The following is a 22,325-nucleotide window of genomic DNA, read 5'->3' on the forward strand; positions in this document are numbered from 1 at the left end:
GTTGACGGTGAAGGTTCCGGAAGCTCTCATGCGCCCGATCGTAGGCGCGGGGTACGACAGTTGCTGTTCTAGGTAGAACAACTCATGCGCGGCGTCAGCGCAGCTCCGCCGGGATCGTGCGGTCGCGGTCGACCTTCTCCGTACGGACCAGCTCGCCCCAGACGATGTAGCGGTACTTGGACGTGTAGACCGGGGTGCAGGTCGTGAGCGTGATGTAGCGGCCGGCCTTCGTCACCCCGGCGTCCTCGGGGACCGCGCCCAGCACGTCGACGTTGTACTTGGACGTCTCGGGCAACTCGCTGAAGACCTTGTAGATGTACCAGGTGTCCTTCGTCTCGAAGACGATCGCGTCCCCGGTGCGCACCTTGTCGATGTTGTGGAACTTCGCCCCGTGCCCGTCCCGGTGGGCGGCCAGGGCGAAGTTGCCCTCCTTGGCGGAGGGGAGCGCGGATTTCACCGGATCGGTGTAGTAGCCGGCGACGCCGTCGTTGAGCGTTTCGGTGTCGGTGCCCTTCTTGACGAGCACCTCGCCGTTGTTCATCGACGGCACGTGGAGGAAGCCGATGCCGTCCTTGGTGTCCAGCGCGCCGGGGCCGTCGGCCCACTTGTCGCGGACGGTGTGGCCCTGTTTGGTGGCCTCGCGGTCGGCGAGCACGTTCGTCCACCACAGCGAGTAGACGACGAAGAGGCCGAGCACCAGACCTGCGGTGATGAGCAGTTCACCGAAGACACTGACGGCGGTCGCGAGGGGATGGCGGCCGCCCTTCCGCACGGGTGGCGCGGACTCGTCGGTCCGCTCCTGGTCCTCGGTCGTCGCTGTCATAGCACCGCCCTGTCGTCATGGCGTCCGGCCCGTTCAGTCCGCGAGCGCGTCGGGTTTCCCCTTGCTGCGCGGCCGTTCGTCGACCATCTTGCCCCAGACGATCAAACGGTACGTACTCGTGAATTCCGGTGTACACGTCGTCAAGGTGATGTACCGGCCGGGCCCGGTGAAGCCGGACTGCTTCGGCACCGGCGCGATCACGGAGACGTTGGAGGGCGAGGTCTGCGGCAGCACGCTCGTCATCTCGTACGTGTAGTACGCCTCCCGGGTCTCGACCACGATCGGGTCGCCGGGCTTCAGCCGGTTGATGTAGCGGAACGGTTCGCCATGGGTGTTGCGGTGGCCGGCCAGCGCGAAGTTGCCCTGCTTGTCGGAGGGCATCGCCGTGCGCAGCGGCTTCTCGCTGTAGTGGCCGACCATGCCCCGGTCGAGGACCTTCTCCTTGCTGGTGCCCTCGGCGATCGGCGTGACGACGTCCAGCTTGGGGATGTGGATGATGGCGAAGCCCTGACCCGGCTCGAACGCCTCCTGTTTCTCGGGGGGGTTCTCGTTCTTGGCCCAGTCGTCCTGGATCTTGTGGGCCTCCCGGCCGGCGATCTGGTCGGCGCGCACGTTCGTCCACCAGAGCTGGTAGGTGACGAACAGCAGCATCAGGACGCCCAGGGTGATGAAGAGTTCGCCGATGCCCCGGCTGATGACGATCGCGGGGCTGTCCTTGGCGGCCTTGGCCGCCCGGCGCGCCTCCATGCGGGTCATGGGCTTCGCGGGTGCCGCGCCGTCAGGACCGGGGCGCGGTGCGGGGCGCCGTCGGCCACGCCCCTTGGCGGCGCGCCTGCGCTCGGCGCGGCCACCGGTGGGCGGTGGCGGCTCCGGGGCCGTGCCGGGTCCGCCTTCTCCGTCGCCCACGCCGGTGTACGGCTCCGGCTCCGGGCGGGGCAGCGGCACGACCGGTTCGGACGCGGGCGGCGGGGCTGTCAGGGGCGGCTGTACGGGCTCCTGGTGGCCGTACCAGTCCCGTTGGTATCCGTGGGGGTCGTACCACTCCTGCGGGGCCTGCTGGGGGCCCTGTGGCTCGTAGGGCCCCTGCTGCCGCGGGGCCACGGGATCCGGCCCCGGCAGCGGGTCGTTCAACGGGTCCGCCAGCCGGTGGACCGCCGCCTCGAACGCGCCCGGGTCCTCGTACGCCCGCGGATCGTGCGGGTCGTCCTGCCCGGCCCCGGCTCCGTGGCGGGGTGGGGTCACGCGACGGCCTTGCCCACCACCGGAGCGAGCCCCGCCGACCTCTCGACGGCTCCGGTGTCCCCGCAGCGCACCAGCCAGTTGGCCAGCATCAGGTGGCCGTGCTCGGTGAGCACCGACTCCGGGTGGAACTGCACGCCCTCGACCGCCAGCTCCCGGTGGCGGAGGCCCATGATGATGCCGTCGGCGGTCCGCGCGGTGACCTCCAGCTCGGCGGGCACGGTGTCCGGTTCGGCGGCGAGCGAGTGGTAGCGGGTCGCGGTGAACGGCGAGGGCAGGCCGGCGAACACGCCCGCGCCCTCGTGGAGCACCGGAGAGGTCTTGCCGTGCAGCAGCTCGGGGGCGCGGCCCACGACGCCGCCGTACGCCACCGCCATGGACTGCATGCCCAGGCACACCCCGAAGACCGGGACGCCGGTCGCCGCGCAGTGCCGCACCATGTCGACGCAGACGCCGGCGTGCTCCGGGGTGCCGGGGCCGGGGGAGAGCAGGACGCCGTCGAAGCCGTCCTGCGCGTGGGCCGTGGTCACCTCGTCGTTGCGCAGCACCTCGCACTCGGCACCGAGCTGGTAGAGGTACTGGACGAGGTTGAAGACGAAGCTGTCGTAGTTGTCCACGACCAGGATGCGGGCGCTCATCGGGCGGCCCCCGTCGGCGCGCTCGCTCCGTCGACCGTCACGTCGCCGAACGGAAGCAGCGGCTCCGCCCATGGGAAGACGTACTGGAACAGCACATAGACGACCGCCAGGGCGAGCACGAGCGAAATGAACGCACGCACCCACACGTTGCCCGGCAGATGCCGCCAGATCCAGCTGTACATCCAGACCCTCCATTCGGTACCGGGTCCAGACTAAAGGGCCAGGGGCCCCGCGTGGGATGCCTGTGGAAAGCTGTGCGGCGCCCGTCGCCGTCTGCTACTTCACCGGCTCCGCGTAGTGCAGGTCCACCGCGCCCGAGTAGCCGGGAAGGGTCGCCGCCCCCTGCTCGTCCACCTTCCAGCCGAGCCCGTACGCCTTCACGTACAGCAGGTAGTTCTGGATCGCCGGCGAGGCGTCGAGCGCCCGTCGCAGCGCACCGGGGTCGCCCACCGCGGTGATCTTGTACGGGGGTGAGTAGACCCGGCCCTGGAGGATCAGGGTGTTGCCGACGCAGCGCACGGCGCTGGTGGAGATCAGCCGCTGGTCCATGACCTTCACGCCCTTGGCGCCGCCCTGCCACAGGGCGTTGACGACCGCCTGGAGGTCCTGCTGGTGGATGACCAGGTCGTTGGGCTGCGGATCGGGGTAGCCGGGACTGGCGGTGGCGTTGGGCGGGGCGTCGTCGAGCGTGACGGAGACGGCCCGGCCCGACAGTTCGGTGGTGCCCGCGGTCCGCTCCAGCGCCTTGAGCCGGGCGGCTTCCGCCGTGGTGCTGCCGTTGTCGCGCTGGGCGAGGCGGTCGATGTCCCCGCGCACGGACGCGGCGGACTCCTCCAGGGCGGCGTTCTTCTCGCTGCGCTGCTGGATGAGGTCGGAAAGCTTCAGCAGTGAGGCGTCGGTGCGGATATTGGTGCCCTTCGCCGTATTCGCGCTGGTCACGAAGATGATCCCGGCAAGAGCGAAAACGGCAGCCGTGAGCACTCTGACCGGGTGCCGGAAGGTGCGGCGGACCGGCCCGGGGGGAGAGTCGGCAGAATTGCTCAACGTACCCTTATCTCCTTCGGTGCCACGGAAGGACTACGCTAACGGACGCCCGGGGGAGGCCACATTCCCCCTCGCGCCCCGCCCCGGCGCCAGCCACAGTTCCCTGCGCGGTCACGCAGCGCATCGACAGGAGAGTTCCTCGTGCCGAAGTCACGGATCCGCAAGAAGGCCGACTTCACGCCGCCCCCGGCGAAGCAGGCGACCAACATAAAGCTGACCAGCCGCAGCTGGGTGGCGCCCGTGATGCTGGCGCTCTTCCTGATCGGGCTGGCCTGGATCGTCGTTTTCTATGTGACCGACGGCGATCTGCCGGTGGAGTCACTGGGGAACTGGAACATCGTCGTGGGCTTCGGTTTCATCGCCGGCGGCTTCGGCGTCTCCACGCAGTGGAAGTAGCCCGCGCGACCGCGTAGAACCACACTCCGGCCCTGCTCCGCAACCCCTGCCCTGAGTTACCCACAGCGTTATCCACAGGTGGGGGAAAAGGTCAGACGATCTGTGGATAACTCTCAGGCCGTTGACGCCGGTGTGACTGCGCCCGCCCCGCCCCGGGGCGGAAAGCCCCTTGTCCCGACTGGAAAAACCCAGCTCAGGGACAAGGGGCACAGTTGTGCCCGCGATATGCACAGATCCGGATCTTGCTGCGGAACCCTGTGGACAACTTCGGTCACAAATGGTCCACATCCGCCCTAGGTGAGGGCGGCCGTTCTCGTCACCACGATCAGGACGACGGCCGCGAGGACCAGGGCGCAGGTCCCGAACTGCACCAGATCGCGCCGCTCACGCGGGGCGTGCACCATGCCGATCCCGATCAGGACTCCGGCGATCAGTCCCCCGACGTGCGCCTGCCAGGCGATGCCGCCCCAGGGGTTGAAGGTGATGATCAGGTTGAGCGCGAAGATCGCGATGACCGGCCGCATGTCGTAGTTCAGCCGGCGCATCAGTACGGCAGTGGCGCCCAGCAGTCCGTAGATGGCCCCCGAGGCACCCAGCGACGGCTGATTCGGCGCCGCGAGCCAGTACGTCAGGGCGCCGCCCGCCAGGCCGGAGAGCAGATAGAGCGCGAGGAAGCGGACGCGGCCCAGCTTCGCTTCCAGCGGTCCGCCCAGCCACCACAGGCCCAGCATGTTGAAGGCGATGTGCCACACCTCCTGGTGCAGGAACATCGAGGTCACCAGTCGGTACCACTGGCCTTCCGCGACGCCTTCGGGCGGCCCTCCGTAGAAGAAGTTGGCACGGCCGAGCAGCATCAGGCGGTCGAGTAGCGCGTCGTCGGCCAGCACCGCGACGAACACCGCGATGTTGATCCCCAGCAGGATCTTGGTGATCAGCCTGGGGTCCGCCGCGACGACGCCCCCGGCCAGGGTGCGCGGCCGGGCAGCGGATGCGCCGTGCCCCGTACCGAACCCCTGCCGGACGCAGTCCGGGCACTGGAAGCCGACCGACGCGCCGACCATGCAGTCCGGACAGATGGGCCGGTCGCAGCGGACGCACCGGACCGCCGTCTCCCGGTCCGGGTGGCGGTAGCAGTGGGCCGGCCCCTCCACGGGCGGGGGCGGTCCGGACGCGCCCGGCGGCTGCTGGTCCATCGGTCCCATGGCTTCCCGGTCCCTTCGGTCCTCGTCGTCGCGGGTACGCACGACACCGCCCCGCGAGTCCGTTCTGTCATGAGATACGGACGGACGGGGCGGTTGGTTCCCCGAACGTGGAGTCGGAGAGTGAGCGGTCGGACGCGAAGGGCGATCAGCGCGTCTCGACGACGACCGACTCGATGATCACGTCGTTCACCGGCCGGTCGGTACGCGCGTTGGTCGCGGTCGCCGCGATGGCGTCGACGACCTTCTTGCCGGCGTCGTCGGACACCTCGCCGAAGATCGTGTGCTTGCCGGTCAGCCAGGCCGTCGGCGCGACCGTGATGAAGAACTGCGAGCCGTTGGTGCCCGGTCCGGCGTTGGCCATGGCGAGCAGGTAGGGCTTGTTGAAGGCGAGGTCCGGGTGGAACTCGTCCTTGAACTCGTACCCCGGCCCACCGGTGCCGTTCCCCAGCGGGTCTCCCCCCTGGATCATGAAACCGCTGATCACGCGATGGAAGACGGTCCCGTCGTACAGCCGGTCTGTGGACTTCACCCCGGTCGCGGGGTGGGTCCACTCGCGCTCCCCGTTGGCGAGCTCGACGAAGTTCTTGACCGTCTTGGGAGCGTGGTTCGGCAGGAGCCGGATCTCGATGTCGCCCTGGTTGGTCTTCAAGGTGGCGTAAAGCTGCTCGGCCACGATCTGCCTTCCGTGAGTCTGCACGTGTGCTCTGCGCGTCTGCGCCGCGCACCGGCCCGGTCCTGTCCGCGGACCGGCCCGACGTTCCGATCCTTGCACGGTCGGCGTCCACGACGTCCGAGGCGGGAGCCGGCGGCGCCCGCGCCCCCGCGGCACGGGCGATGCGGCCAAGTGCGTGACGAACCGGCGCGATCCCCGACGAACCATGGCATGGTCGTCGGAAGGTACCGAATGACCCGGATGCCCGCCCCGCATGCCGCACAGGGCCCACGCAGGCATGATCTCGAATTGGGTGGAAAGGCGGAGTACCTACCCGCCACCAAGGAGGAGGATCCCGTGACCCGCATCGACAGCGTGCGCGCCGCAACCGACTCGGCGAGGGACAGCGTGCAGCACGCCGCGGAAGTGGTGGCGCCCTACGCCGACTCGGCCAAGGACCAGGCCGTTCACTATGCGCACGAGGCCCGCACGCTGCTCGCACCGAAGGTGTCGAAGGCAGCCAAGCAGGCCCGTGTGCAGTACGGCGCGCACGTCGCCCCGCGTATCGAGCTCGCCCGCACACACGTACCCCCGAAGGTTGACGAGGTCGCCCAGCGCGCCGCGCTCCGCACCCGTCAGGCGGCCCGCAGCGCCGCGGACTACACCGTCCCGCGCATCGAGAGCGCCCGGGCCGCCGCCCAGCCGGTGGCGGAGGAAGCCGCGGCCCGCAGCGCCGCCGCGGTGGCGGCCCTGCGCGGCCAGGTCACGGCGAAGGAGATCCGCAAGCTGGCCCGGAAGCACGAGCGGCGGGCCAGGGCGGGCAAGACGTTCAAGGGCCTGGTCGTGGCCGGTGTCCTCGCAGGCGCCGGCTACGCGGTGTGGCGCTGGTGGGACAAGCAGGCCAACCCCGAGTGGCTGGTGGAGCCCCCCGCCCCCACCGAGGTCGACGACCGCGCCCCGCTCTCCTCCGTCGACGGGAGCCCGCACGCCTCGACGCTCCTGGACCCCGAGGTGGAGGCCAAGCAGGCCGACGCCGAGGCGGCCGGCGAGGACGGCCCGGACGCCGTGGACGGCACGGACCCGGACGACCGCGCCTGACCCGCGCACACCGCAGGACCGCCCCCACCGGAACGGGCGCCGGAGGACCACGAGGTCTCCTGGCGCCCGCCCGCGTGCCCGGGCCCCACTCCGCACCCGCTTTCGCACGGACCGTTCTGTACTAACGTTCGGACACCGGCAGGAAGCCGTGGAGGGGGAACGTGAGCGCTCGCATTCTGGTCGCCGAGGACGACGCGAAGCAGTCCCGTCTGATCCGGATCTATCTCGAAAGAGAAGGACACGCCGTCCAAGTGGTCGCGGATGGTCGGGCGGCGCTGGAACGGGCGCGCTCGGCCGGGCCCGACCTCATCGTCCTCGACGTGATGCTCCCCCTCGTCGACGGCCTCGACGTGTGCCGCATCCTGCGCACCGAGTCCGATGTGCCGATCCTGCTGCTCACCGCCAGAGTGACCGAGGAGGACATGCTTCTCGGCCTCGACCTCGGCGCCGACGACTACCTCACCAAGCCGTACAGCCCGCGCGAGCTGACCGCCCGGGTGCGGGCGCTGCTGCGCCGTTCGGGAAGGTCCGGCGGCGACGGCCACGCGGTGCTGCGGGTCGGCGAGGTGGAGCTGGACACCGCGCGCTTCGAGGTCAGGGTGGCGGGCCGGCCGGTGGAGCTGACGGCCAAGGAGTTCGCCGTCCTGGAGACGCTCGCACGGGAGCCGGGCCGGGTCTTCACCCGCGCCCAGATCATCGAGCGCGTCTTCGGTTTCGACCGGGACGTGCTGGAGAGGACCGTCGACGCCCACGTGATGAACCTGCGGCGAAAGCTGGGGACGGGCCCGGACGGCCCCCGCCATGTGGAGACGGTGTACGGCAGGGGTTACCGCCTCGCGGACGGTCCCGTCTCAGCGCCGTCCTGAGGCTTCACCGTCCGCCCGGGAGCGGCCGTCCGGCGGGGGAAGGGCGACCGCGAACGTCGTGCCCTCCCCGACCGTGCTGCGCACCTCGATGACGCCCCCGTGGTCGGCGACGATCTGGCGGGCGATCGAGAGCCCCAGTCCGCTGCCTCCGGTGGCCCGGTCCCGCGAGGCGTCCGCCCGCCAGAAGCGGTCGAAGAGCCGTGGCAGATCCCCGGCCGCTATCCCCGTGCCCGTGTCGCGCACCTCCATGACGGCCCGGTCGCCGTCCACGGGCAGGGCCAGGGTCACGGTTCCCCCCGGGGCGGTGGCGCGCAGCGCGTTGCCGACGAGGTTGCCGATGACCTGGCGCAGCCGGTCCGGATCGGCCCGTGCGTACACCGGTCGCGGCGCCTCCAGGGCCAGCGTGACGCCCGTGCTCCGTGCCTGGGGGAGATGGGCGCGGTGGCTCGTCTCCAGCAGTTCTCGGAGATCGACGTCCCTGTGGTGGTAGGCCAGCGCGCCCGCCTCGGCCAGCGCGAGGTCCCGCAGGTCGTCCACGATCCGCTGCTGCAACAGCGCCTCCTCGTGGAGGGATTCGAGGAGTTCGGGGGTCGGTTCGAGGACCCCGTCGCGCAGGGCTTCGAGATAGCCCCGCAGATTGGCCAGCGGGGTACGCAGCTCGTGCGCGATGTCGCTGGTCAGGCGGCGCTGGTGCTCCTCGCTCGTCTGGAGCGAGTCGGCCATGCGGTTGAAGGCCCCGCCGAGCTGCGCGATCTCGTCCCGCCCGGAGGCGGGCACCCGCCGCCCCAGGTCGCCTTCGCCCAGCCCCTTCGCGGCGAGCGTCAGGGCGCGTACGGGGCGCAGGACCGCCCTGCTCAGCAGCAGCCCGCCCAGGATGACCACGAGGGCCACGCCCGCCGCGACGGTCACGGTGGGCGCGACGGCCAGCGTGGGCGGCGCCTCGTCGCGGAAGCCGAGCCCGACCTCCAGGCGGGGCGGGGCCACGGAGCCGACGCGCTCGTTGAAGACCCGCTGCAAACAGTCCAGGAACCGTTTCTCGGACTCGCACGGCCGCAGTACGTCGAGGTCCCGAGGGGTCAGCGGGTCGTACGCGTCCCCGGGCTCCGGGCACTGGGCGGGCCTGCGGTCCGCGCGCACCGTCGGAACGCCGAAGGCACCGGTCCCGGCGACGGCATCGGCCCCCGCACGGGTCAGGCAGGCCGCGTCGGCGGCGTAGGAACGGTAGGCGGCGACGGCGGAGGCGGTCTGCTTCATGGAGGCCCGCCGCACCTGTCCCCCGGCGATCCGCAGCGTGGGGCGCGCGTCGACCAGCACCGGAGGCCGGCCGCTCACCGCGCGCGGTGCACGGCCGGCCAGGGTGTCGGAGTCGGCGAGCAGCGCGTCGGCCTCCGTGACCACCCGTATGCGCTGTCCGGTGTCCTTCGCGAGCGCCGCCACCGTCGGCGCGAGCCCGTCCCAGGTGGCGTGGGCCAGCCCGTACGCACGCAGTTCCCCGGCGATCCGGGAGGTGTCCTGCTGGCCGGCCGTGACGGTCTCCCGCACCTGGCGGTTGGCCTGGCGCAGGGTCAGCCAGGCGGTGGCCACCGTGGCGGTCATCGCGATCAGCATCAGCAGGCCGAGGGCCCGGATACGGAAGCTCACCCTGTCCCCCCTCTCGTTATGTGCCGGCCAGCGCCCGGGTCGGCGCGAGCCTGCTGGCCCGTACCGCCGGATACAGCCCGGCGGCCGCGCCGATGAACAGGGTCGATCCGATGCCCGCCGCGCTCGCCCACGCGGGCACGACCGTGGGCCAGTCGCGGCTGAGGGCGTATCCGGAGGTGATCAGCGTCCCCAGTACCGTTCCGGCGAGTCCGCCGATGAGCGACAGGAGCAGTGACTCCATCACGAACTGCGTGCGGATCTGCGCCCGGGTCGCACCGAGCGCGCGGCGCAGCCCTATTTCCGTACGCCGTTCCAGTACGGAGATCACCATCGTGTTGCCGACGCCGACACCGCCGACCAGGAGGGCCACCCCGCCGAGCCCCAGCAGCAGCCCGGTGAGCGCGGACTCGGTGGCCTCGCGGGCGGCGAGCGCGTCCGAGGGCCGCGAGACGCGCACCTCGCCGGGCTTCTCGGGGTACGCCGAGGCCGGAAGCACGTCCCGCACCGCGGCGACCCGGTTGTCCTCCGCCCGTACGTAGACCGTGGACGGGTGGCCGTCGAAGCGGAGGTAGGTACGCGCGGCCGGCCGGCCGACCAAGGCGGCGCTGTCGAGCTCCGGGGCGAGCGGCACCGGGTCGAGCACGCCGATCAGCGAGAACCACCGGCCGCCGATCCAGACCCGGGTGCCCGGCCGGTACACGTCCAGCCGCTGGGCGGCCGTCGCCCCGAGCACGACCGCCGGGTACTCCTCGGTGGCGGAGTCCAGCCAGCGGCCCTCGCGGAGGCGGCCGCCGACGGCGGGCAGCAGACCGGTGTCCGCCGCGAGGACGCTCAGCGATCCGGTCCGCCCTATGGCGATGCGTTCGTTGCGGTAGACGTGCGCACCGGTCTCGCCGGTGGCGGCGACCTCCCGCACCGGCGGGATGCGGCGGACCATCGCCACGGACTCCTCCGGGAGTTCGGCCTTCTCCCCGGACAGGGATTCGCCGGGGGCGACCCGCAGCAGATTGGTCCCGAGCGCGTCGAGCCTGCGGTCCACCTCGGCCTGGCCGGAGCCGGAGATGCCGACCACCGCGATCATGGCGGCGACCCCGATGGCGATCCCCAGGGCGGAGAGGAAGACCCGGAGAGGGCGGGTGCGCAGCCCGGTGGAGCCGAGCCGTACGACGTCTGCGGGGCGCAGCCGGGCGGGTCGCGGGCGTGGCCGGCCGCGGGCGCCCGTCCGACGGCTTCGGTTCCGGTCCGGCCGGACCGGGAACGGCGAGGAGGTCCCGGCCTCTTCCCGGGCCGGCCCGGGGGTATGCGTGCGGTCCGTCATCGGGGTGCCCCGATCGTCGCGCCGCGGACGACGTCACCGATCAGCCGGCCGTCGCGCATGTCGAGGCGGCGGGGGAGCCCGGCGGCGATGTCCCGGTCATGGGTGATGACGACGACCGTGGTGCCCGCCGCGTGCAGCCCGTGCAGCAGTTCCAGTACGGCCGCCCCGGAAGCGGAGTCGAGGTTTCCGGTCGGCTCGTCGGCCAGCAGGACCGAGGGGTCGCCGACGACCGCGCGGGCGACCGCGACCCGTTGCCGCTCGCCGCCGGACAGCTGATGCGGGAGGTGGTGGACGCGGTGGCTGAGCCCCACCCGGTCGAGCGCGGCGGCTGCCCGGGCCCTGCGGCGGCGCAGCGGCACCCCCGCGTAGAGCAGGCCGTCACCGACCGCGTCGAGCACCGGGACGCCGACCGCCAGGTGGAACTGCTGGAAGACGAAGCCGATCCGGGTGGCCCGGAGAGCGGAGATCTCCCGATCGGACAGCTTCGCCACATCGTGGCCGTCGATCAGCACGCGGCCGGCGGAGGGCCTGTCCAGGCTGCCCATCAGATGGAGCATGCTCGACTTGCCGGAGCCCGAAGGCCCGACGACGGCGACCAGCTCTCCGCGTCCGATCCGCAGACTGACGTCTCGCACCGCGTGCACCCCGCCCGGATACGTCTGGGAGACGGCGTCGAATTCCACGACCGCCGAAGAGGCCGCGCCGTGCGCCGACGAGTCGCCGCTCACTCCGGAATCCTCACCTTCAGGCCCTCGCGGACCGCCGGACCGCTCACCTCCACGTCCCCCTCCGCGAACAGCCCGGTCTTCACCGCGACGAACGTGCCGTCCGCCTTCTCCAGACCGTGGCCACCCTCCGCGAGAGCGACCAGGGCGGCTACCGGGACGGTCAGCACGTTCTCGGCACGCCGCCCCACGTACTCGACGGTCACGGGTCCGCTCTCCCATTTCCCCACGGCCTGCTGGTCCTTGATGGTGAGGGTCACCGGCACCGTCGCCGCCCGCTCGCCCGTGCCGCCGCCTCCCTCGGCCTCCTCGCTCGCCTGCTTCCCCACGGAAGCCACCCGCCCCTGCACAGGGGACTCGTCGGGCAGCCGGATCGTCACCCCGGCGCCGCGCACGGCCCACGACGCCTCGGCCGCTGAGGCGTTGACGACGACCTTCCGGGTCGTGCCGGTGTAGGTGAGCGCGCCCTCGCCGACGGCGGCGCCCAGCCGGACGCCCGGTCGGCCGATCCGTATCCGTCCCGCGCTGTAGATGACGTCCCCGACGCCGACCGTGCCGGTCTGCGGTACGCCGAGCGACTTCTGCCAGCGCTCGACCGCCGCGGCGGTCCCCTCCGTGAACGTCTCGTCCACCGTGAAGCCCGTATAGCCGAGCGCGGCGAGGTTGGTCTCGAACTGCATGACGTCCATACCCCGTACGGGCGGGGGCTCCTGCGCGGCCCGGGGCGCGCCCTCGTCGGGCTCGCCGGGCTCATCGGCCTTACCGGGCTCGCCGGACTCGGGGACGGCGGGCGCGGCGGGGGCCAGGCCCAGGTCGCGGTACATCGGCAGCGCCCCGTGGAGCAGCACGATCGGGCGGTCGTCGACGCGCAGCAGCGTGTCACCGCGCTCCGCCGTCGTACCGGAAGCGGGCAGCCAGGTCACCGTGCCCGTCGCCTTGACCGGCAGCGGGGACTCCGGGCCGTAGCCCAAGGTGCCGTCCACCGTGGTGCGTTCGGTCAGCGTCGCCCGGGTGACGGGAACGGTCGAGCCGGCCCTCGGAAGGGCCTCCGGCCCCTCGTCCCCGCCGCCACCGAGCCCGAGGGCTCCGGTCACCGCGACCGCCGCCACGACGACCGCGCCGGCGACGACGAACATCCGCCGTCCGCGTGCCCCACGCTTCTCATCGAGGTCTGTCACCGTCTCCACGCTCAGCCCTTGCCCGGGCCAGCGTTCTCGGGGACGCCGATGATGGGCCCGCAGATCCGGGCGGCCCGCTTCGCTTCGGCCGCGCTCTGGTCCCACTCGCCCTGGCCGAGGCCGTCGGGGCCGGGGTCGGGGAAGTCGGCGGCGCCGTTCTTCTGCATGCAGGCGGCGTACTCGCGCTTCACCTCGATCTGGGCCGCCGACAGCTTGGGCTGGCTGCCCTTTTCGATGCTTTCGGGCACGGCGGAGACGTACCCGGCGCACTTCTCCTGGGCGGCCCGGAACTTCGGGTCCTGCTTCAGGTCGCGCCGCTGGTCGCCCGCGCCGAAGTCGATGGTGCCCTTCGCGTCGGGGTCCGGTGCGTCCACGCCGTGTTCCCGCAGGCACCGCACGTACGCGCGCTGCGCCTTCACGTACGCGGCCACGTCGTCCGGGGCCCTTCCCCCCTCGGCCGGGGCCGACACCTTGCCGCCGTCGGCCGTAGGGACCTCCGCACCGTCGTCGCTCCCGCCGCAGCCGGCCAGCACGAAGGCCATGACCGAGGCCGCGACGGCCGGCCGTACCCGGTTCGTCCTCATCGTTCTCCCGCTCTCCTGTCGCGCCCGGCCGCGGGTACGGCGGGCAGGGCGAACGTAGGAGGGGAACGATGAAGAACCTTTGAAGAACCTGTCCGAGGGCCGTGCGACCTGGCGTCGGCCCGTGCAAAGAACTCCCCCGACCCGCGTTTCCGCAGGTCGGGGGAGTTCTGAGGGTGTGGAGCCTAGGAGATTCGAACTCCTGACATCTGCCTTGCAAAGGCAGCGCTCTACCAACTGAGCTAAGGCCCCGACAGCACGCAGCCCGAACACCTGGATGTTCCGGCCACCGCCGCAGAACAGAATACCGGCTGATCCCCGTGATCCTGCAAAATTTCGGGGACTCCCCGTGCGCGACCACGCTCCGTAAGATGCTGGTCGAGGTTCGCAGCAGCGAAGCGGATGCGAAGGGGAGACGCAATGGATGCAGCGCAGCAAGAGGCCACGGCCAGAGCCAGAGACCTTCAGCGCAGTTGGTACGGGGAGCCGTTGGGGGCGCTCTTCCGCCGGCTGATCGACGACCTCGGTCTCAACCAGGCCCGCCTCGCCGCGGCGCTCGGACTGTCCGCCCCCATGCTCTCCCAGCTCATGAGCGGCCAACGCGCGAAGATCGGCAATCCGGCGGTCGTCCAGCGGGTCCAGGCGCTGCAGGAGCTGGCCGGCCAGGTCGCCGACGGCAGCGTCAGCGCCGGCGAGGCCACGGCCCGCATGGAGGAGATCAAGAAGTCCCAGGGCGGCTCGGTCCTCTCGGGCACCGGCCAGACCACGTCGAGCGGCGGGGCGCCCACCGTGCGCCGGGTGGTCCGGGAGATCCAGTCGCTGCTGCGCTCGGTCGCGGCGGCCGGTGACATCATCGATGCCGCGGACTCCCTCGCCCCCACGCACCCGGAACTGGCAGAGTTCCTCCGGGTGTACGGAGCGGGGCGCACCGCGGAAGCGGTGGCGCACTACGAGAGCCATCAGAGCTAGGCCCGCACGGTACGGGGCACGGGCCGGAACATGAACGGGGAGCGGGCGCAGCGCCATGGGTGAGGTCTTCGCCGGACGGTACGAACTGGTCGATCCGATCGGACGCGGTGGCGTCGGTGCCGTATGGCGCGCCTGGGACCACCGGCGCCGCCGCTATGTGGCGGCCAAGGTTCTCCAGCAGAGCGACGCGCACACGTTGCTCCGCTTCGTCCGTGAACAGGCGCTGCGCATCGAGCACCCCCATGTGCTGGCGCCGGCCAGTTGGGCCGCCGACGACGATCAGGTCCTGTTCACCATGGACCTCGTCAGCGGCGGTTCGCTGGCCCATGTCATCGGCGACTACGGCCCGTTGCCCCCTCGGTTCGTCTGCACCCTGCTCGACCAGCTGCTGTCCGGCCTCTCGACGGTGCACGCCGAAGGCGTCGTGCACCGGGACATCAAACCGGCCAACATCCTCATGGAGGCCACCGGTCGGGGCCGGCCGCACCTGCGGCTGTCGGACTTCGGCATCTCCATGCGCAAGGGCGAGCCCCGTCTCACCGAGACGAACTACGTGGTGGGGACGCTCGGTTACTTCGCGCCCGAGCAGATGATGGGCGCCGAACCGGACTTCCCGGCGGACCTGTTCGCGGTCGGCCTGGTCGCCCTCTACCTGCTCCAGGGCACCAAGCCCGACTCCCAGGAGCTCATCGAGCACTTCGCGGAGCATGGCACGCCCAGTGCCCCGGACGGCGTCCCGGAGCCCTTGTGGCAGGTCATCGCGGGGCTCCTGCAACCGGATCCGCACGACCGCTTCCGTACCGCCACGGGTGCACGCAAGGCTCTGAACGCCGCCGTCGAGATGCTCCCCGAGCCCTCGGACGCCGAGGAGCCGGTCGAGGTCTTCGACCAGATCGGCCCGCTGCCCGAGGGCTTCGGCCCCGACGGCCCCCTGCGCTCCGGCGGGACGACGGCAGCGCACTCACCGGCCCCTCAGCCGTCGGCGCCCCAGCCGGCCGGCCCGCACTCCGGCGGACAACCGGCTCAGCCTTTCCCCTCCGCACCCGCTTCCATGTCCGAGACGGGCAGTTTCCACCTTCCGCCTCCCGGGCCGGCCGTTCCCGCGCACCACGCCCCGCAAACCGCCGCACCCGCGGCCCCGTACGGCTATCCGCACCCGGCCGGCCACACCGCCCCCGACGCGGCGCCCATGCCCGTTCCGGCCCCCGGTCCGCACGACCGGTCCTTCACCCGCCCCTACACGGCTCCTCAGCAAGGGCCGGCCCCCTTCCAGGCCCCGGCGTCCACCCCGGGAACGCGTCCGGGACCGTCCCCGAAGGTGGCGGTCCCGGTCCTGCTGGTGGCGCTGGCCTGCTTCGCCGTGGGCATCTGGGCGTTGACCCAGGTCTGAGGACGAGGGCGGCCGCCCGGCCTACCAAGCCTGGGGCGGCCCGCCGTACGGGTACTGCCCGCCCGTGGGTGCGGCCGGGGCGGCGACCGCGCGGCGTCGGGCGATCAGGGTCCACGCCCCCAGCCAGAGCACCAGCACGGTGCCGACGCCGATCCCGCCCGCCGCGACCAGCTTCATCGTGCCGCGCTCGCTCCCGGCCTCGGCCGCCTGCGCCCCGCTCTGCCCTTCGCGCGCCGCGTCCTTGTCGCCCTGGGTGACGGCGAAGATCCCGGCGTCCCCCTTGTACGGCGACTTCCCCGGCTCACCCTTCACACTGATCTTGAGCGTCAGCGCGATCGGCTTCTGCCCGTACGGCTTCGCGACCTCCGGGCTCAGCGACACGGACAGGTAGTACCAGCCCGCGAACCGCATCCCGCCGACATCGTCACTGGAGTCGTACCGGTTCCGGTACGCCACCGGGGGCAGCGGGTCGAAGGGGACGGAGATCGGCTTTCCCGAATAGGACATGGGCGACACATCGGCGACATGCCCCAGCGCGGGGTTCTCCAGTGACACCGCCAGCGCGCCGGCGACGTACGCGCTCTTCTCGGAGGTGCTGTTGCTCAGTTCCGCCGTGGCGAACAGCTGCTGGCCCCAATCCACCGGCACCCGGTAGAAGAGGGTCTGCCCGGGCTCGATCCGGTCCTTCCACTCGCCGGACTCCAGGCTCGTGGCGTCGTAGTAACCGGCGCCCCCGCGACGGCTCTTGCCCGTTGCGGCGGAGGGCGGCGGCGAGGCCGACGGCCAGGACGACGGACCGGTGGTCGGCGCCTTGGAGGGATCGGCGAGCTCCGGCTCGGAGGCGTACCGCAGCTCCAGGCCCCACTCCCCCTGGTCGGAGGTCTCCTTGCTCTCCCGCTCGATCAACACGTAGTACGTACCGGCGTCCTGGCAGGTGCCGTCCTTGTCGATCCGCCGGGAGGCGTAGGCGGCGATGGGGCGCGGGTACTGCGCGCTCCCGAACAGGGCGTCCTGCGAACTGCACTCGTCGTCCGAGCTGTCCCGGACGCTGAGCGTGATCCCGTCCCCGTACCCCACCTTGCCGCCGCCCTTCGGCACGACGACGGCGGAGACATAGGCGTTCGTCTTCGCGTCCAGGTCCAGCCGGTAGTACAGCTTCTGCCCGCTCCGGATCGCGCTCTTGTAGACCCCGCCCGGCTCCAGCTTCGGCGCCTCTGCGCTGATGTCGGCACCACCGACCGACTCGGCGCCGGGATCATAGGTGTACGAGCCGGGTGCACCGGCCGCGTACGCCTGTCCCGGCAGCGCCGCCACCGCGAACACCGCCGCCACCGCCGCCAGCGCCCCCCGCACCCTGCTGCGCCGCCTCATCACGCGCTTCCCCTCGTCATCCGTTCGGCTGCCCGTCAGCGGCCGCGTACACATACGAACACGGCCGGAATCGCGGCCATGGCGGCAGCCCCCGTGCCCGCGGCCGCAACGACGGCCCATCCTGCCCCTCCCGTACCGCCACTGTCTCCGGCGGCGGCGGCATCTTTGCTCACGCAAGCTATTAATTCGCTTGCGTGAACTCAAGAGCACAGCCGTCACGGTCCCGCAACAGCAGGAAGCCCCGGCCGCGTCAGCGGCCGGGGCTTCCTGTCAGGCTGTTCCGTCTCAGACACCCGAACCCGCGGGCACGGAGTCGGTCGCCTCCGTCCACAGATCCTGCTCGGCGCGATCCGCCTGGATCTGGCGGTACACGAGGAGCCCGCCGATGGCGGCCAGTGCGACCAGGAGAAGCTTCTTCACCGCGCGACCTCGTCCTTCGTTGGCGTAGGGGACTTCTGCCGCCCGACTATACACACCGGCCGATATCGACCGGTGACCTCCCCGCAACCCAATTGGCGCCTGCCGGCGTGCGGCGGGCACCCCTCTGTGCGTGCCTCTCGGAGGCACCCGCCGGAAGCCGGGGCGGGCCGGTTGAACCATACGAGTGGTGTTCATCTGAAGATCGGCGCATGCGCGGCGTCGGTCCACGAAATCGCGGGCCGGATCCACATCATCGGAAAGGTAAGCAAACCGGACCACCCGAAAGTGAGGGGCCATGAGCACCGTCACGGCCAAGAACATCTGGACCGCCTTCGTCACCGCGTTCTTCGCACTCCTCGCGGCCCTGGGCCTCGCGAGCTCCACGGCCACCGCCGCGCAGGCCCCGGCCACGAACACGAACACGGAGCCGGCGGCCACGGCGCACGAGCACACGCCCGCCGCCCACGCAACCGCGACCGGGCCTTCGGTGCGATGGACCCTTCCGCGTGACCGGGCGCTGCCTCCCACGATGAAGCAGCGCATCCGGGCCGAGGCCCACGGCTCCTCACCCGCCACCCGGCATCTGTCCGCCGACACCAGGAACACCGTGAACACCACGGGCTCCGCCCGCGCCTCGCACGGCACTCCGGCCCAGGACTCCTCGCTCCTCCCACCGTGACAGCGCCGCAGCACCTGATCCCCTGAGCCCCCGGGCCGGTTCACACCGGACGGGGGCTTTCCCGTGCGCCCACGCGGACACACATGCCGATTGCGTACGGGTACTCACGCCCGGAGCAAGCAGGGCCCGCCACAAGCATGGGGACCACCAAGTACCGCTACTCCGGGGGGATCCCGTGCACGCGCGCGCCCTGCTCCGCCGGACCTTCGCCAACCCGGTCTCCGCCGTCTACCCGGGCGTCGTCGGCGCCTCCCTCGTGTTCGAGGCGGCCGCCGCGGTCTCCGGGGACCCCGGTTTCGTCGGGGTCTGGCCGTTCCTCCTCACCGCCCCGGCCTCCCTGCTGTTCGCCATGGTGGGCGCGGCGGTGGGAGGCCCGGCCGAGCTCTCGTACTGGTTCCTGGCCGGCGGAGTCGTCGTCAGCGCCCTGGTCCAGGCGTTCGCCCTCGGCGCGCTCACGGAGACCGTCCGCGGCCGGTTCCGGCGTACGGCCACGAGAGAGGACCCGAGGCATCACGTAACCGTCTCCGGCAACGCCGAAGGCCCCCCACCGTTACCGGTGGAGGGCCTTCGTACTGGTGGGGCTAACAGGATTTGAACCTGTGGCCTCATCCTTATCAGGGATGCGCTCTAACCAACTGAGCTATAGCCCCGCCGCGCTTTTCCGTCGCGCTGACTTCTGAAGATTAGCGCACGTCGGGGCCAGTCCCAAAATCGATAGCCGCCGGGCTACTCGTCCTCCGCCAGCGTGAGCTCGACACCGCCCACGAAGCCCGCCGACAGGTTGTAGATGAAGGCGCCCAGGGTGGCCAGCGCGGTGGCCAGGACCACGTCGATCACCGCGATGACCGAGGTGAAGATCAGGACCCTGGGCAGCGACAGGAACGCCTGGAGGTCGAAGCCGTTGCCCTCGTTGGAACCGGTCGCCTCGCTGATGGTGCCGCCCACGGTGGAGAAGACGCCCATCGCGTCCATCACCATCCACAGGACCGCCGACGCCACCACCGTGCAGATGCCGAGCGCGATGGACAGCAGGAAGCTGACCTTCATCACCGACCACGGGTCGGCCTTGGAGACGCGCAGCCGCGCCTTGCGGGTACGCGGAGTGGTCCGCGCCCCCGTCCGCGGCTTGCGGGCCGCCTGGGCCGGTCCCACGCCCTGCTGAGCCCCATAGGGCCGCCCCCCGCCCTGTGTCCCGCCCGGAGGCGAGGGGTAGGCCTGGGGCGGGTGGTACGGGCCCGCCTGGCCGGGTGCGGGTTCCCGCTCGCCGGGCAGCGGCCCGGTCGCGTAACCCTCGTACTGGGGCTGAGGGCCCCGTGTATCCGTCACAGTGCCCCCTTGGGAGTCCGTGGCGGGGCCACGGGCACCGTTACCTCCCGCTCCGGAAGCGGCCGAACCGGCGCCCGTGGCTCCACTCACGCTCTACTCCTCGTGCTCCCCGGTCGAGGGCGACGTGCCCTCGACATTGCTGTCGACCGTGCTGCCCGCGGCCTCGTCGGCCGTGGTCGCCTCGGTCGTCGCGCCTTCGGCGTCGCTGTCGACGGCTCCGTCGACCTCGTCGGCCTCGCGGCCCGCCTCGGCGTTGCGGGCGATGCCGACGACGGCATCGCGCTTGCCCAGATTGATCAGTTGGACGCCCATGGTGTCACGGCCCGTCTCCCTGACTTCGTTGACTCGCGTACGAATCACACCGCCGCCGAGCGTGATGGCGAGGATCTCGTCCGTCTCCTCCACCACCAGCGCGCCGACCAGCGAGCCCCTGTCCTCCACGATCTTGGCGGCCTTGATGCCGAGGCCGCCGCGGCCCTGGACGCGGTACTCGTCGACCGGGGTCCGCTTCGCGTACCCGCCGTCGGTGGCAGTGAACACGAAAGTACCGGGCCTGACGACATTCATCGAGAGCAGTTCGTCTCCCTCGCGGAAACTCATGCCCTTGACGCCCGAAGTGGCGCGGCCCATCGGCCGCAGCGCCTCGTCCGTCGCGGTGAACCTGATCGACTGGGCCTTCCTGCTGATGAGCAGCAGATCGTCCTCGGCCGAGACCAGCTCCGCGCCGATCAGCTCGTCATCGGCGCCGTCCGCCGTCTCGCGCAGGTTGATCGCGATGACGCCACCGGAGCGCGGTGAGTCGTAGTCCTTCAGCGCGGTCTTCTTCACCAGGCCGCCCTGGGTGGCCAGAATCAGATAGGGCGCGGCGTCGTAGTCGCGGATCGCGAGGATCTGCGCGATCCGCTCGTCCGGCTGGAAGGCAAGCAGGTTCGCCACGTGCTGGCCGCGCGCGTCCCGGCCGGCGTCCGGCAGCTCGTACGCCTTGGCCCGGTAGACCCGGCCCTTGTTGGTGAAGAACAGCAGCCAGTGGTGCGTCGTGGACACGAAGAAGTGGTCGACGATGTCGTCTTCCTTGAGCTTCGTGCCGCGCACGCCCTTGCCGCCGCGCTTCTGCGAGCGGTAGTCGTCCGTCTTGGTGCGCTTCACATAGCCGCCGCGGGAGATCGTGACGACGATGTCCTCCTCGGCGATCAGGTCCTCGATGGACATGTCGCCCTCGAAGGGCACCAGCTTGGAACGCCGGTCGTCGCCGAACTTGTCGACGATCGCCGCCAGCTCCTCGCTGACGATCTGCCGCTGCCGCGCGGGCGAGGCCAGGATCGCGTTGTACTCGTTGATCTTCGCCTGGAGCTCGTCGTGCTCGGCCGTGATCTTCTGGTGCTCCAGCGCGGCCAGCCGGCGCAGCTGCATCTCCAGGATCGCGTTCGCCTGGAGCTCGTCGATCTCCAGCAGGCCCATCAGGCCCTCACGGGCGATCTCGACGGTCTGGCTGCGCCGGATGAGGGCGATGACCTCGTCGATGGCGTTCAGGGCCTTCAGCAGGCCGCGCAGGATGTGCGCGCGCTCCTCGGCCTTGCGCAGCCGGAACTTCGTGCGCCGGACGATGACCTCGATCTGGTGCGTCACCCAGTGGCGGATGAACGCGTCGATCGACAGGGTGCGCGGCACACCGTCCACCAGCGCCAGCATGTTGGCGCCGAAGTTCGACTGCAGGTCGGTGTGCTTGTACAGGTTGTTCAGGACGACCTTGGCGACCGCGTCCCGCTTCAGTACGACGACCAGGCGCTGGCCGGTACGCGAGGAGGTCTCGTCGCGCACGTCGGCGATGCCGCCGACCTTGCCGTCCTTCACCAGGTCGGCGATCTTCTGCGCGAGGTTGTCGGGGTTGGTCTGGTACGGAAGCTCCGTGACGACCAGGCACTGGCGGTTCTGGATCTCCTCGACCGCCACGACCGCGCGCATCGTGATCGAGCCGCGTCCGGTGCGGTACGCCTCCTCGATGCCCTTGCGGCCGACGACCAGCGCGCCGGTGGGGAAGTCCGGGCCCTTGATCCGCTCGATCAGGGCTTCCAGCAGCTCCTCCTGCGAGGCGTCCGGGTTCTCCAGGTACCACTGGGCACCGGACGCGACCTCGCGCAGGTTGTGCGGCGGGATGTTGGTCGCCATGCCGACCGCGATGCCCGCGGAGCCGTTGACCAGCAGGTTCGGGAAGCGCGCCGGGAGGACCGTCGGCTCCTGGTTGCGGCCGTCGTAGTTGTCCTGGAAGTCGACGGTCTCCTCGTCGATGTCCCGGACCATCTCCATGGACAGCGGCATCATCTTGCACTCGGTGTACCGCATGGCGGCGGCCGGGTCGTTGCCCGGGGAACCGAAGTTGCCGTTGGAGTCCACCAGCGGCATGCGCATCGACCAGGGCTGGGCCAGGCGGACCAGGGCGTCGTAGATCGAGGAGTCGCCGTGCGGGTGGTACGTACCCATGACGTCACCGACGACACGGGCGCACTTGTAGAAGCCCTTCTCGGGCCGGTAGCCGCCGTCGTACATCGCGTACAGCACCCGGCGGTGGACGGGCTTGAGGCCGTCCCGCACGTCGGGCAGGGCACGCGAGACGATGACGGACATCGCGTAGTCGAGGTAGGAGCGCTGCATCTCCGTCTCGAGCCCGACGGGCTCGACACGCATACCCACGCCTTCGACGGGCGGAACCTCTTCGGGCGTCACGGGGGCGGGGGTGTTCTCATCGGCCATTGCTGGTCAAAGTCCTTTCGC

General features: G+C 71.1%; 23 protein-coding genes and 2 tRNA genes. 7 read left to right on the plus strand and 18 right to left on the minus strand.

The window, feature by feature from the left end; genetic code table 11:
- Positions 1–94: 94 nt before the first annotated feature.
- The 5 genes from ACN6LM_RS20765 to ACN6LM_RS20785 all read right to left on the minus strand — a co-directional run bounded on the left by ACN6LM_RS20765 (position 95) and on the right by ACN6LM_RS20785 (position 3,744).
- Positions 95–823 carry a class E sortase gene (locus tag ACN6LM_RS20765; protein ID WP_445066875.1) on the minus strand — a complete coding sequence of 243 codons (729 nt, stop codon included), beginning with the start codon at positions 821–823 and terminating at the stop codon, positions 95–97.
- Between the two features lie 33 nt (positions 824–856).
- The gene (locus ACN6LM_RS20770) at positions 857–2,065 is read right to left on the minus strand and encodes a class E sortase (RefSeq protein ID WP_445066876.1); all 1,209 of its coding nucleotides are present in this window, start codon (positions 2,063–2,065) and stop codon (positions 857–859) included.
- Entirely contained in the window at positions 2,062–2,700 is a 639-nt protein-coding gene (locus tag ACN6LM_RS20775; RefSeq protein ID WP_445066877.1) for an aminodeoxychorismate/anthranilate synthase component II, read from the minus strand. The genes ACN6LM_RS20770 and ACN6LM_RS20775 overlap by 4 nt, the downstream gene beginning before the upstream one ends.
- Positions 2,697–2,882, minus strand: a complete 186-nt coding sequence (locus ACN6LM_RS20780) for a hypothetical protein (protein ID WP_018101915.1) — start codon at positions 2,880–2,882, stop codon at positions 2,697–2,699. The genes ACN6LM_RS20775 and ACN6LM_RS20780 overlap by 4 nt, the downstream gene beginning before the upstream one ends.
- A gap of 94 nt (positions 2,883–2,976) precedes the next feature.
- Complete coding sequence (locus ACN6LM_RS20785) at positions 2,977–3,744, minus strand: DUF881 domain-containing protein (protein ID WP_445066878.1); 768 nt, start codon at positions 3,742–3,744, stop codon at positions 2,977–2,979.
- Positions 3,745–3,885: 141 nt separating this feature from the next.
- Between ACN6LM_RS20785 and crgA the strand changes: the two genes are divergently transcribed.
- A complete protein-coding gene (crgA, locus tag ACN6LM_RS20790; protein ID WP_361033578.1) occupies positions 3,886–4,140 on the plus strand; it encodes a cell division protein CrgA in 255 nt (84 codons plus the stop codon).
- 293 nt (positions 4,141–4,433) lie between these two features.
- Here the strand turns inward: crgA and ACN6LM_RS20795 are convergent, their stop codons facing one another.
- Positions 4,434–5,333, minus strand: coding sequence for a rhomboid family intramembrane serine protease (locus tag ACN6LM_RS20795; RefSeq protein ID WP_445066910.1), 900 nt, complete (start codon positions 5,331–5,333; stop codon positions 4,434–4,436).
- Between the two features lie 154 nt (positions 5,334–5,487).
- A complete protein-coding gene (locus ACN6LM_RS20800) occupies positions 5,488–6,015 on the minus strand; it encodes a peptidylprolyl isomerase (RefSeq protein WP_445066879.1) in 528 nt (175 codons plus the stop codon).
- Positions 6,016–6,351: 336 nt separating this feature from the next.
- Here ACN6LM_RS20800 and ACN6LM_RS20805 point away from each other — a divergent pair, with 336 nt between their 5' ends.
- Together ACN6LM_RS20805 and ACN6LM_RS20810 are read left to right on the plus strand one after the other, a co-directional pair.
- A complete protein-coding gene (locus ACN6LM_RS20805) occupies positions 6,352–7,092 on the plus strand; it encodes a DUF5324 family protein (RefSeq protein ID WP_445066880.1) in 741 nt (246 codons plus the stop codon).
- Positions 7,093–7,253: 161 nt separating this feature from the next.
- Positions 7,254–7,958 (plus strand): response regulator transcription factor, encoded by a 705-nt coding sequence (locus ACN6LM_RS20810; protein ID WP_445066881.1) that lies wholly within the window; start codon positions 7,254–7,256, stop codon positions 7,956–7,958.
- Here ACN6LM_RS20810 and ACN6LM_RS20815 read toward each other — a convergent pair.
- The 6 genes from ACN6LM_RS20815 to ACN6LM_RS20840 all read right to left on the minus strand — a co-directional run bounded on the left by ACN6LM_RS20815 (position 7,944) and on the right by ACN6LM_RS20840 (position 13,653).
- Positions 7,944–9,599, minus strand: a complete 1,656-nt coding sequence (locus ACN6LM_RS20815) for a sensor histidine kinase (RefSeq protein WP_445066882.1) — start codon at positions 9,597–9,599, stop codon at positions 7,944–7,946. The two genes, ACN6LM_RS20810 and ACN6LM_RS20815, sit on opposite strands and share 15 nt — an antisense overlap.
- Before the next feature lie 16 nt (positions 9,600–9,615).
- On the minus strand, positions 9,616–10,917 hold the full coding sequence (locus ACN6LM_RS20820; protein WP_445066883.1) for an ABC transporter permease: 1,302 nt from the start codon (positions 10,915–10,917) through the stop codon (positions 9,616–9,618).
- On the minus strand, positions 10,914–11,645 hold the full coding sequence (locus tag ACN6LM_RS20825) for an ABC transporter ATP-binding protein (protein WP_445066884.1): 732 nt from the start codon (positions 11,643–11,645) through the stop codon (positions 10,914–10,916). The genes ACN6LM_RS20820 and ACN6LM_RS20825 overlap by 4 nt, the downstream gene beginning before the upstream one ends.
- The gene (locus ACN6LM_RS20830) at positions 11,642–12,820 is read right to left on the minus strand and encodes a peptidoglycan-binding protein (protein WP_445066885.1); all 1,179 of its coding nucleotides are present in this window, start codon (positions 12,818–12,820) and stop codon (positions 11,642–11,644) included. The genes ACN6LM_RS20825 and ACN6LM_RS20830 overlap by 4 nt, the downstream gene beginning before the upstream one ends.
- Before the next feature lie 11 nt (positions 12,821–12,831).
- Positions 12,832–13,404 (minus strand): hypothetical protein, encoded by a 573-nt coding sequence (locus ACN6LM_RS20835; RefSeq protein WP_445066886.1) that lies wholly within the window; start codon positions 13,402–13,404, stop codon positions 12,832–12,834.
- A 176-nt stretch (positions 13,405–13,580) separates the two neighbouring features.
- A tRNA-Ala gene (locus ACN6LM_RS20840) sits at positions 13,581–13,653 on the minus strand.
- Between the two features lie 168 nt (positions 13,654–13,821).
- On the opposite strand from ACN6LM_RS20840, the gene ACN6LM_RS20845 reads away from it, so the two are divergent.
- Together ACN6LM_RS20845 and ACN6LM_RS20850 are read left to right on the plus strand one after the other, a co-directional pair.
- Entirely contained in the window at positions 13,822–14,370 is a 549-nt protein-coding gene (locus ACN6LM_RS20845; protein ID WP_425813014.1) for a DNA-binding protein, read from the plus strand.
- A gap of 55 nt (positions 14,371–14,425) precedes the next feature.
- Positions 14,426–15,760: a serine/threonine protein kinase gene (locus tag ACN6LM_RS20850; RefSeq protein WP_445066887.1), complete on the plus strand. Its 1,335-nt coding sequence runs from the start codon at positions 14,426–14,428 to the stop codon at positions 15,758–15,760.
- A gap of 21 nt (positions 15,761–15,781) precedes the next feature.
- Here the strand turns inward: ACN6LM_RS20850 and ACN6LM_RS20855 are convergent, their stop codons facing one another.
- Together ACN6LM_RS20855 and ACN6LM_RS20860 are read right to left on the minus strand one after the other, a co-directional pair.
- On the minus strand, positions 15,782–17,131 hold the full coding sequence (locus ACN6LM_RS20855; RefSeq protein ID WP_445066888.1) for a hypothetical protein: 1,350 nt from the start codon (positions 17,129–17,131) through the stop codon (positions 15,782–15,784).
- A 285-nt stretch (positions 17,132–17,416) separates the two neighbouring features.
- Positions 17,417–17,551, minus strand: a complete 135-nt coding sequence (locus ACN6LM_RS20860; RefSeq protein WP_003958712.1) for a DLW-39 family protein — start codon at positions 17,549–17,551, stop codon at positions 17,417–17,419.
- 295 nt (positions 17,552–17,846) lie between these two features.
- Here ACN6LM_RS20860 and ACN6LM_RS20865 point away from each other — a divergent pair, with 295 nt between their 5' ends.
- Together ACN6LM_RS20865 and ACN6LM_RS20870 are read left to right on the plus strand one after the other, a co-directional pair.
- Positions 17,847–18,230, plus strand: coding sequence for a DUF6344 domain-containing protein (locus tag ACN6LM_RS20865; RefSeq protein WP_445066889.1), 384 nt, complete (start codon positions 17,847–17,849; stop codon positions 18,228–18,230).
- A gap of 175 nt (positions 18,231–18,405) precedes the next feature.
- Positions 18,406–18,825 carry an SCO4225 family membrane protein gene (locus ACN6LM_RS20870; protein ID WP_445066890.1) on the plus strand — a complete coding sequence of 140 codons (420 nt, stop codon included), beginning with the start codon at positions 18,406–18,408 and terminating at the stop codon, positions 18,823–18,825.
- Here the strand turns inward: ACN6LM_RS20870 and ACN6LM_RS20875 are convergent.
- From ACN6LM_RS20875 to gyrA, 3 genes are all read right to left on the minus strand, one after another.
- Positions 18,804–18,880 (minus strand) — tRNA-Ile (locus tag ACN6LM_RS20875). The two genes, ACN6LM_RS20870 and ACN6LM_RS20875, sit on opposite strands and share 22 nt — an antisense overlap.
- A gap of 76 nt (positions 18,881–18,956) precedes the next feature.
- Positions 18,957–19,556 carry a DUF3566 domain-containing protein gene (locus ACN6LM_RS20880; protein ID WP_445066891.1) on the minus strand — a complete coding sequence of 200 codons (600 nt, stop codon included), beginning with the start codon at positions 19,554–19,556 and terminating at the stop codon, positions 18,957–18,959.
- Between the two features lie 93 nt (positions 19,557–19,649).
- On the minus strand, positions 19,650–22,304 hold the full coding sequence (gene gyrA, locus ACN6LM_RS20885; protein ID WP_445066892.1) for a DNA gyrase subunit A: 2,655 nt from the start codon (positions 22,302–22,304) through the stop codon (positions 19,650–19,652).
- Positions 22,305–22,325 lie beyond the last annotated feature (21 nt).

The organism is Streptomyces sp. SAS_281 (assembly GCF_052542855.1).

What these genes read in the sequence shown, in the direction of transcription:
- ACN6LM_RS20835 (WP_445066886.1), bottom strand. Translation starts at nt 13,404, where the DNA reads ATGAGGACGAACCGGGTACGGCCGGCCGTCGCGGCCTCGGTCATGGCC.
- ACN6LM_RS20850 (WP_445066887.1), top strand. Translation starts at nt 14,426, where the DNA reads ATGGGTGAGGTCTTCGCCGGACGGTACGAACTGGTCGATCCGATCGGA.
- ACN6LM_RS20765 (WP_445066875.1), bottom strand. Translation starts at nt 823, where the DNA reads ATGACAGCGACGACCGAGGACCAGGAGCGGACCGACGAGTCCGCGCCA.
- ACN6LM_RS20865 (WP_445066889.1), top strand. Translation starts at nt 17,847, where the DNA reads ATGAGCACCGTCACGGCCAAGAACATCTGGACCGCCTTCGTCACCGCG.
- ACN6LM_RS20775 (WP_445066877.1), bottom strand. Translation starts at nt 2,700, where the DNA reads ATGAGCGCCCGCATCCTGGTCGTGGACAACTACGACAGCTTCGTCTTC.
- ACN6LM_RS20795 (WP_445066910.1), bottom strand. Translation starts at nt 5,333, where the DNA reads ATGGACCAGCAGCCGCCGGGCGCGTCCGGACCGCCCCCGCCCGTGGAG.
- gyrA (WP_445066892.1), bottom strand. Translation starts at nt 22,304, where the DNA reads ATGGCCGATGAGAACACCCCCGCCCCCGTGACGCCCGAAGAGGTTCCG.
- ACN6LM_RS20820 (WP_445066883.1), bottom strand. Translation starts at nt 10,917, where the DNA reads ATGACGGACCGCACGCATACCCCCGGGCCGGCCCGGGAAGAGGCCGGG.
- ACN6LM_RS20845 (WP_425813014.1), top strand. Translation starts at nt 13,822, where the DNA reads ATGGATGCAGCGCAGCAAGAGGCCACGGCCAGAGCCAGAGACCTTCAG.
- ACN6LM_RS20780 (WP_018101915.1), bottom strand. Translation starts at nt 2,882, where the DNA reads ATGTACAGCTGGATCTGGCGGCATCTGCCGGGCAACGTGTGGGTGCGT.
- ACN6LM_RS20855 (WP_445066888.1), bottom strand. Translation starts at nt 17,131, where the DNA reads ATGAGGCGGCGCAGCAGGGTGCGGGGGGCGCTGGCGGCGGTGGCGGCG.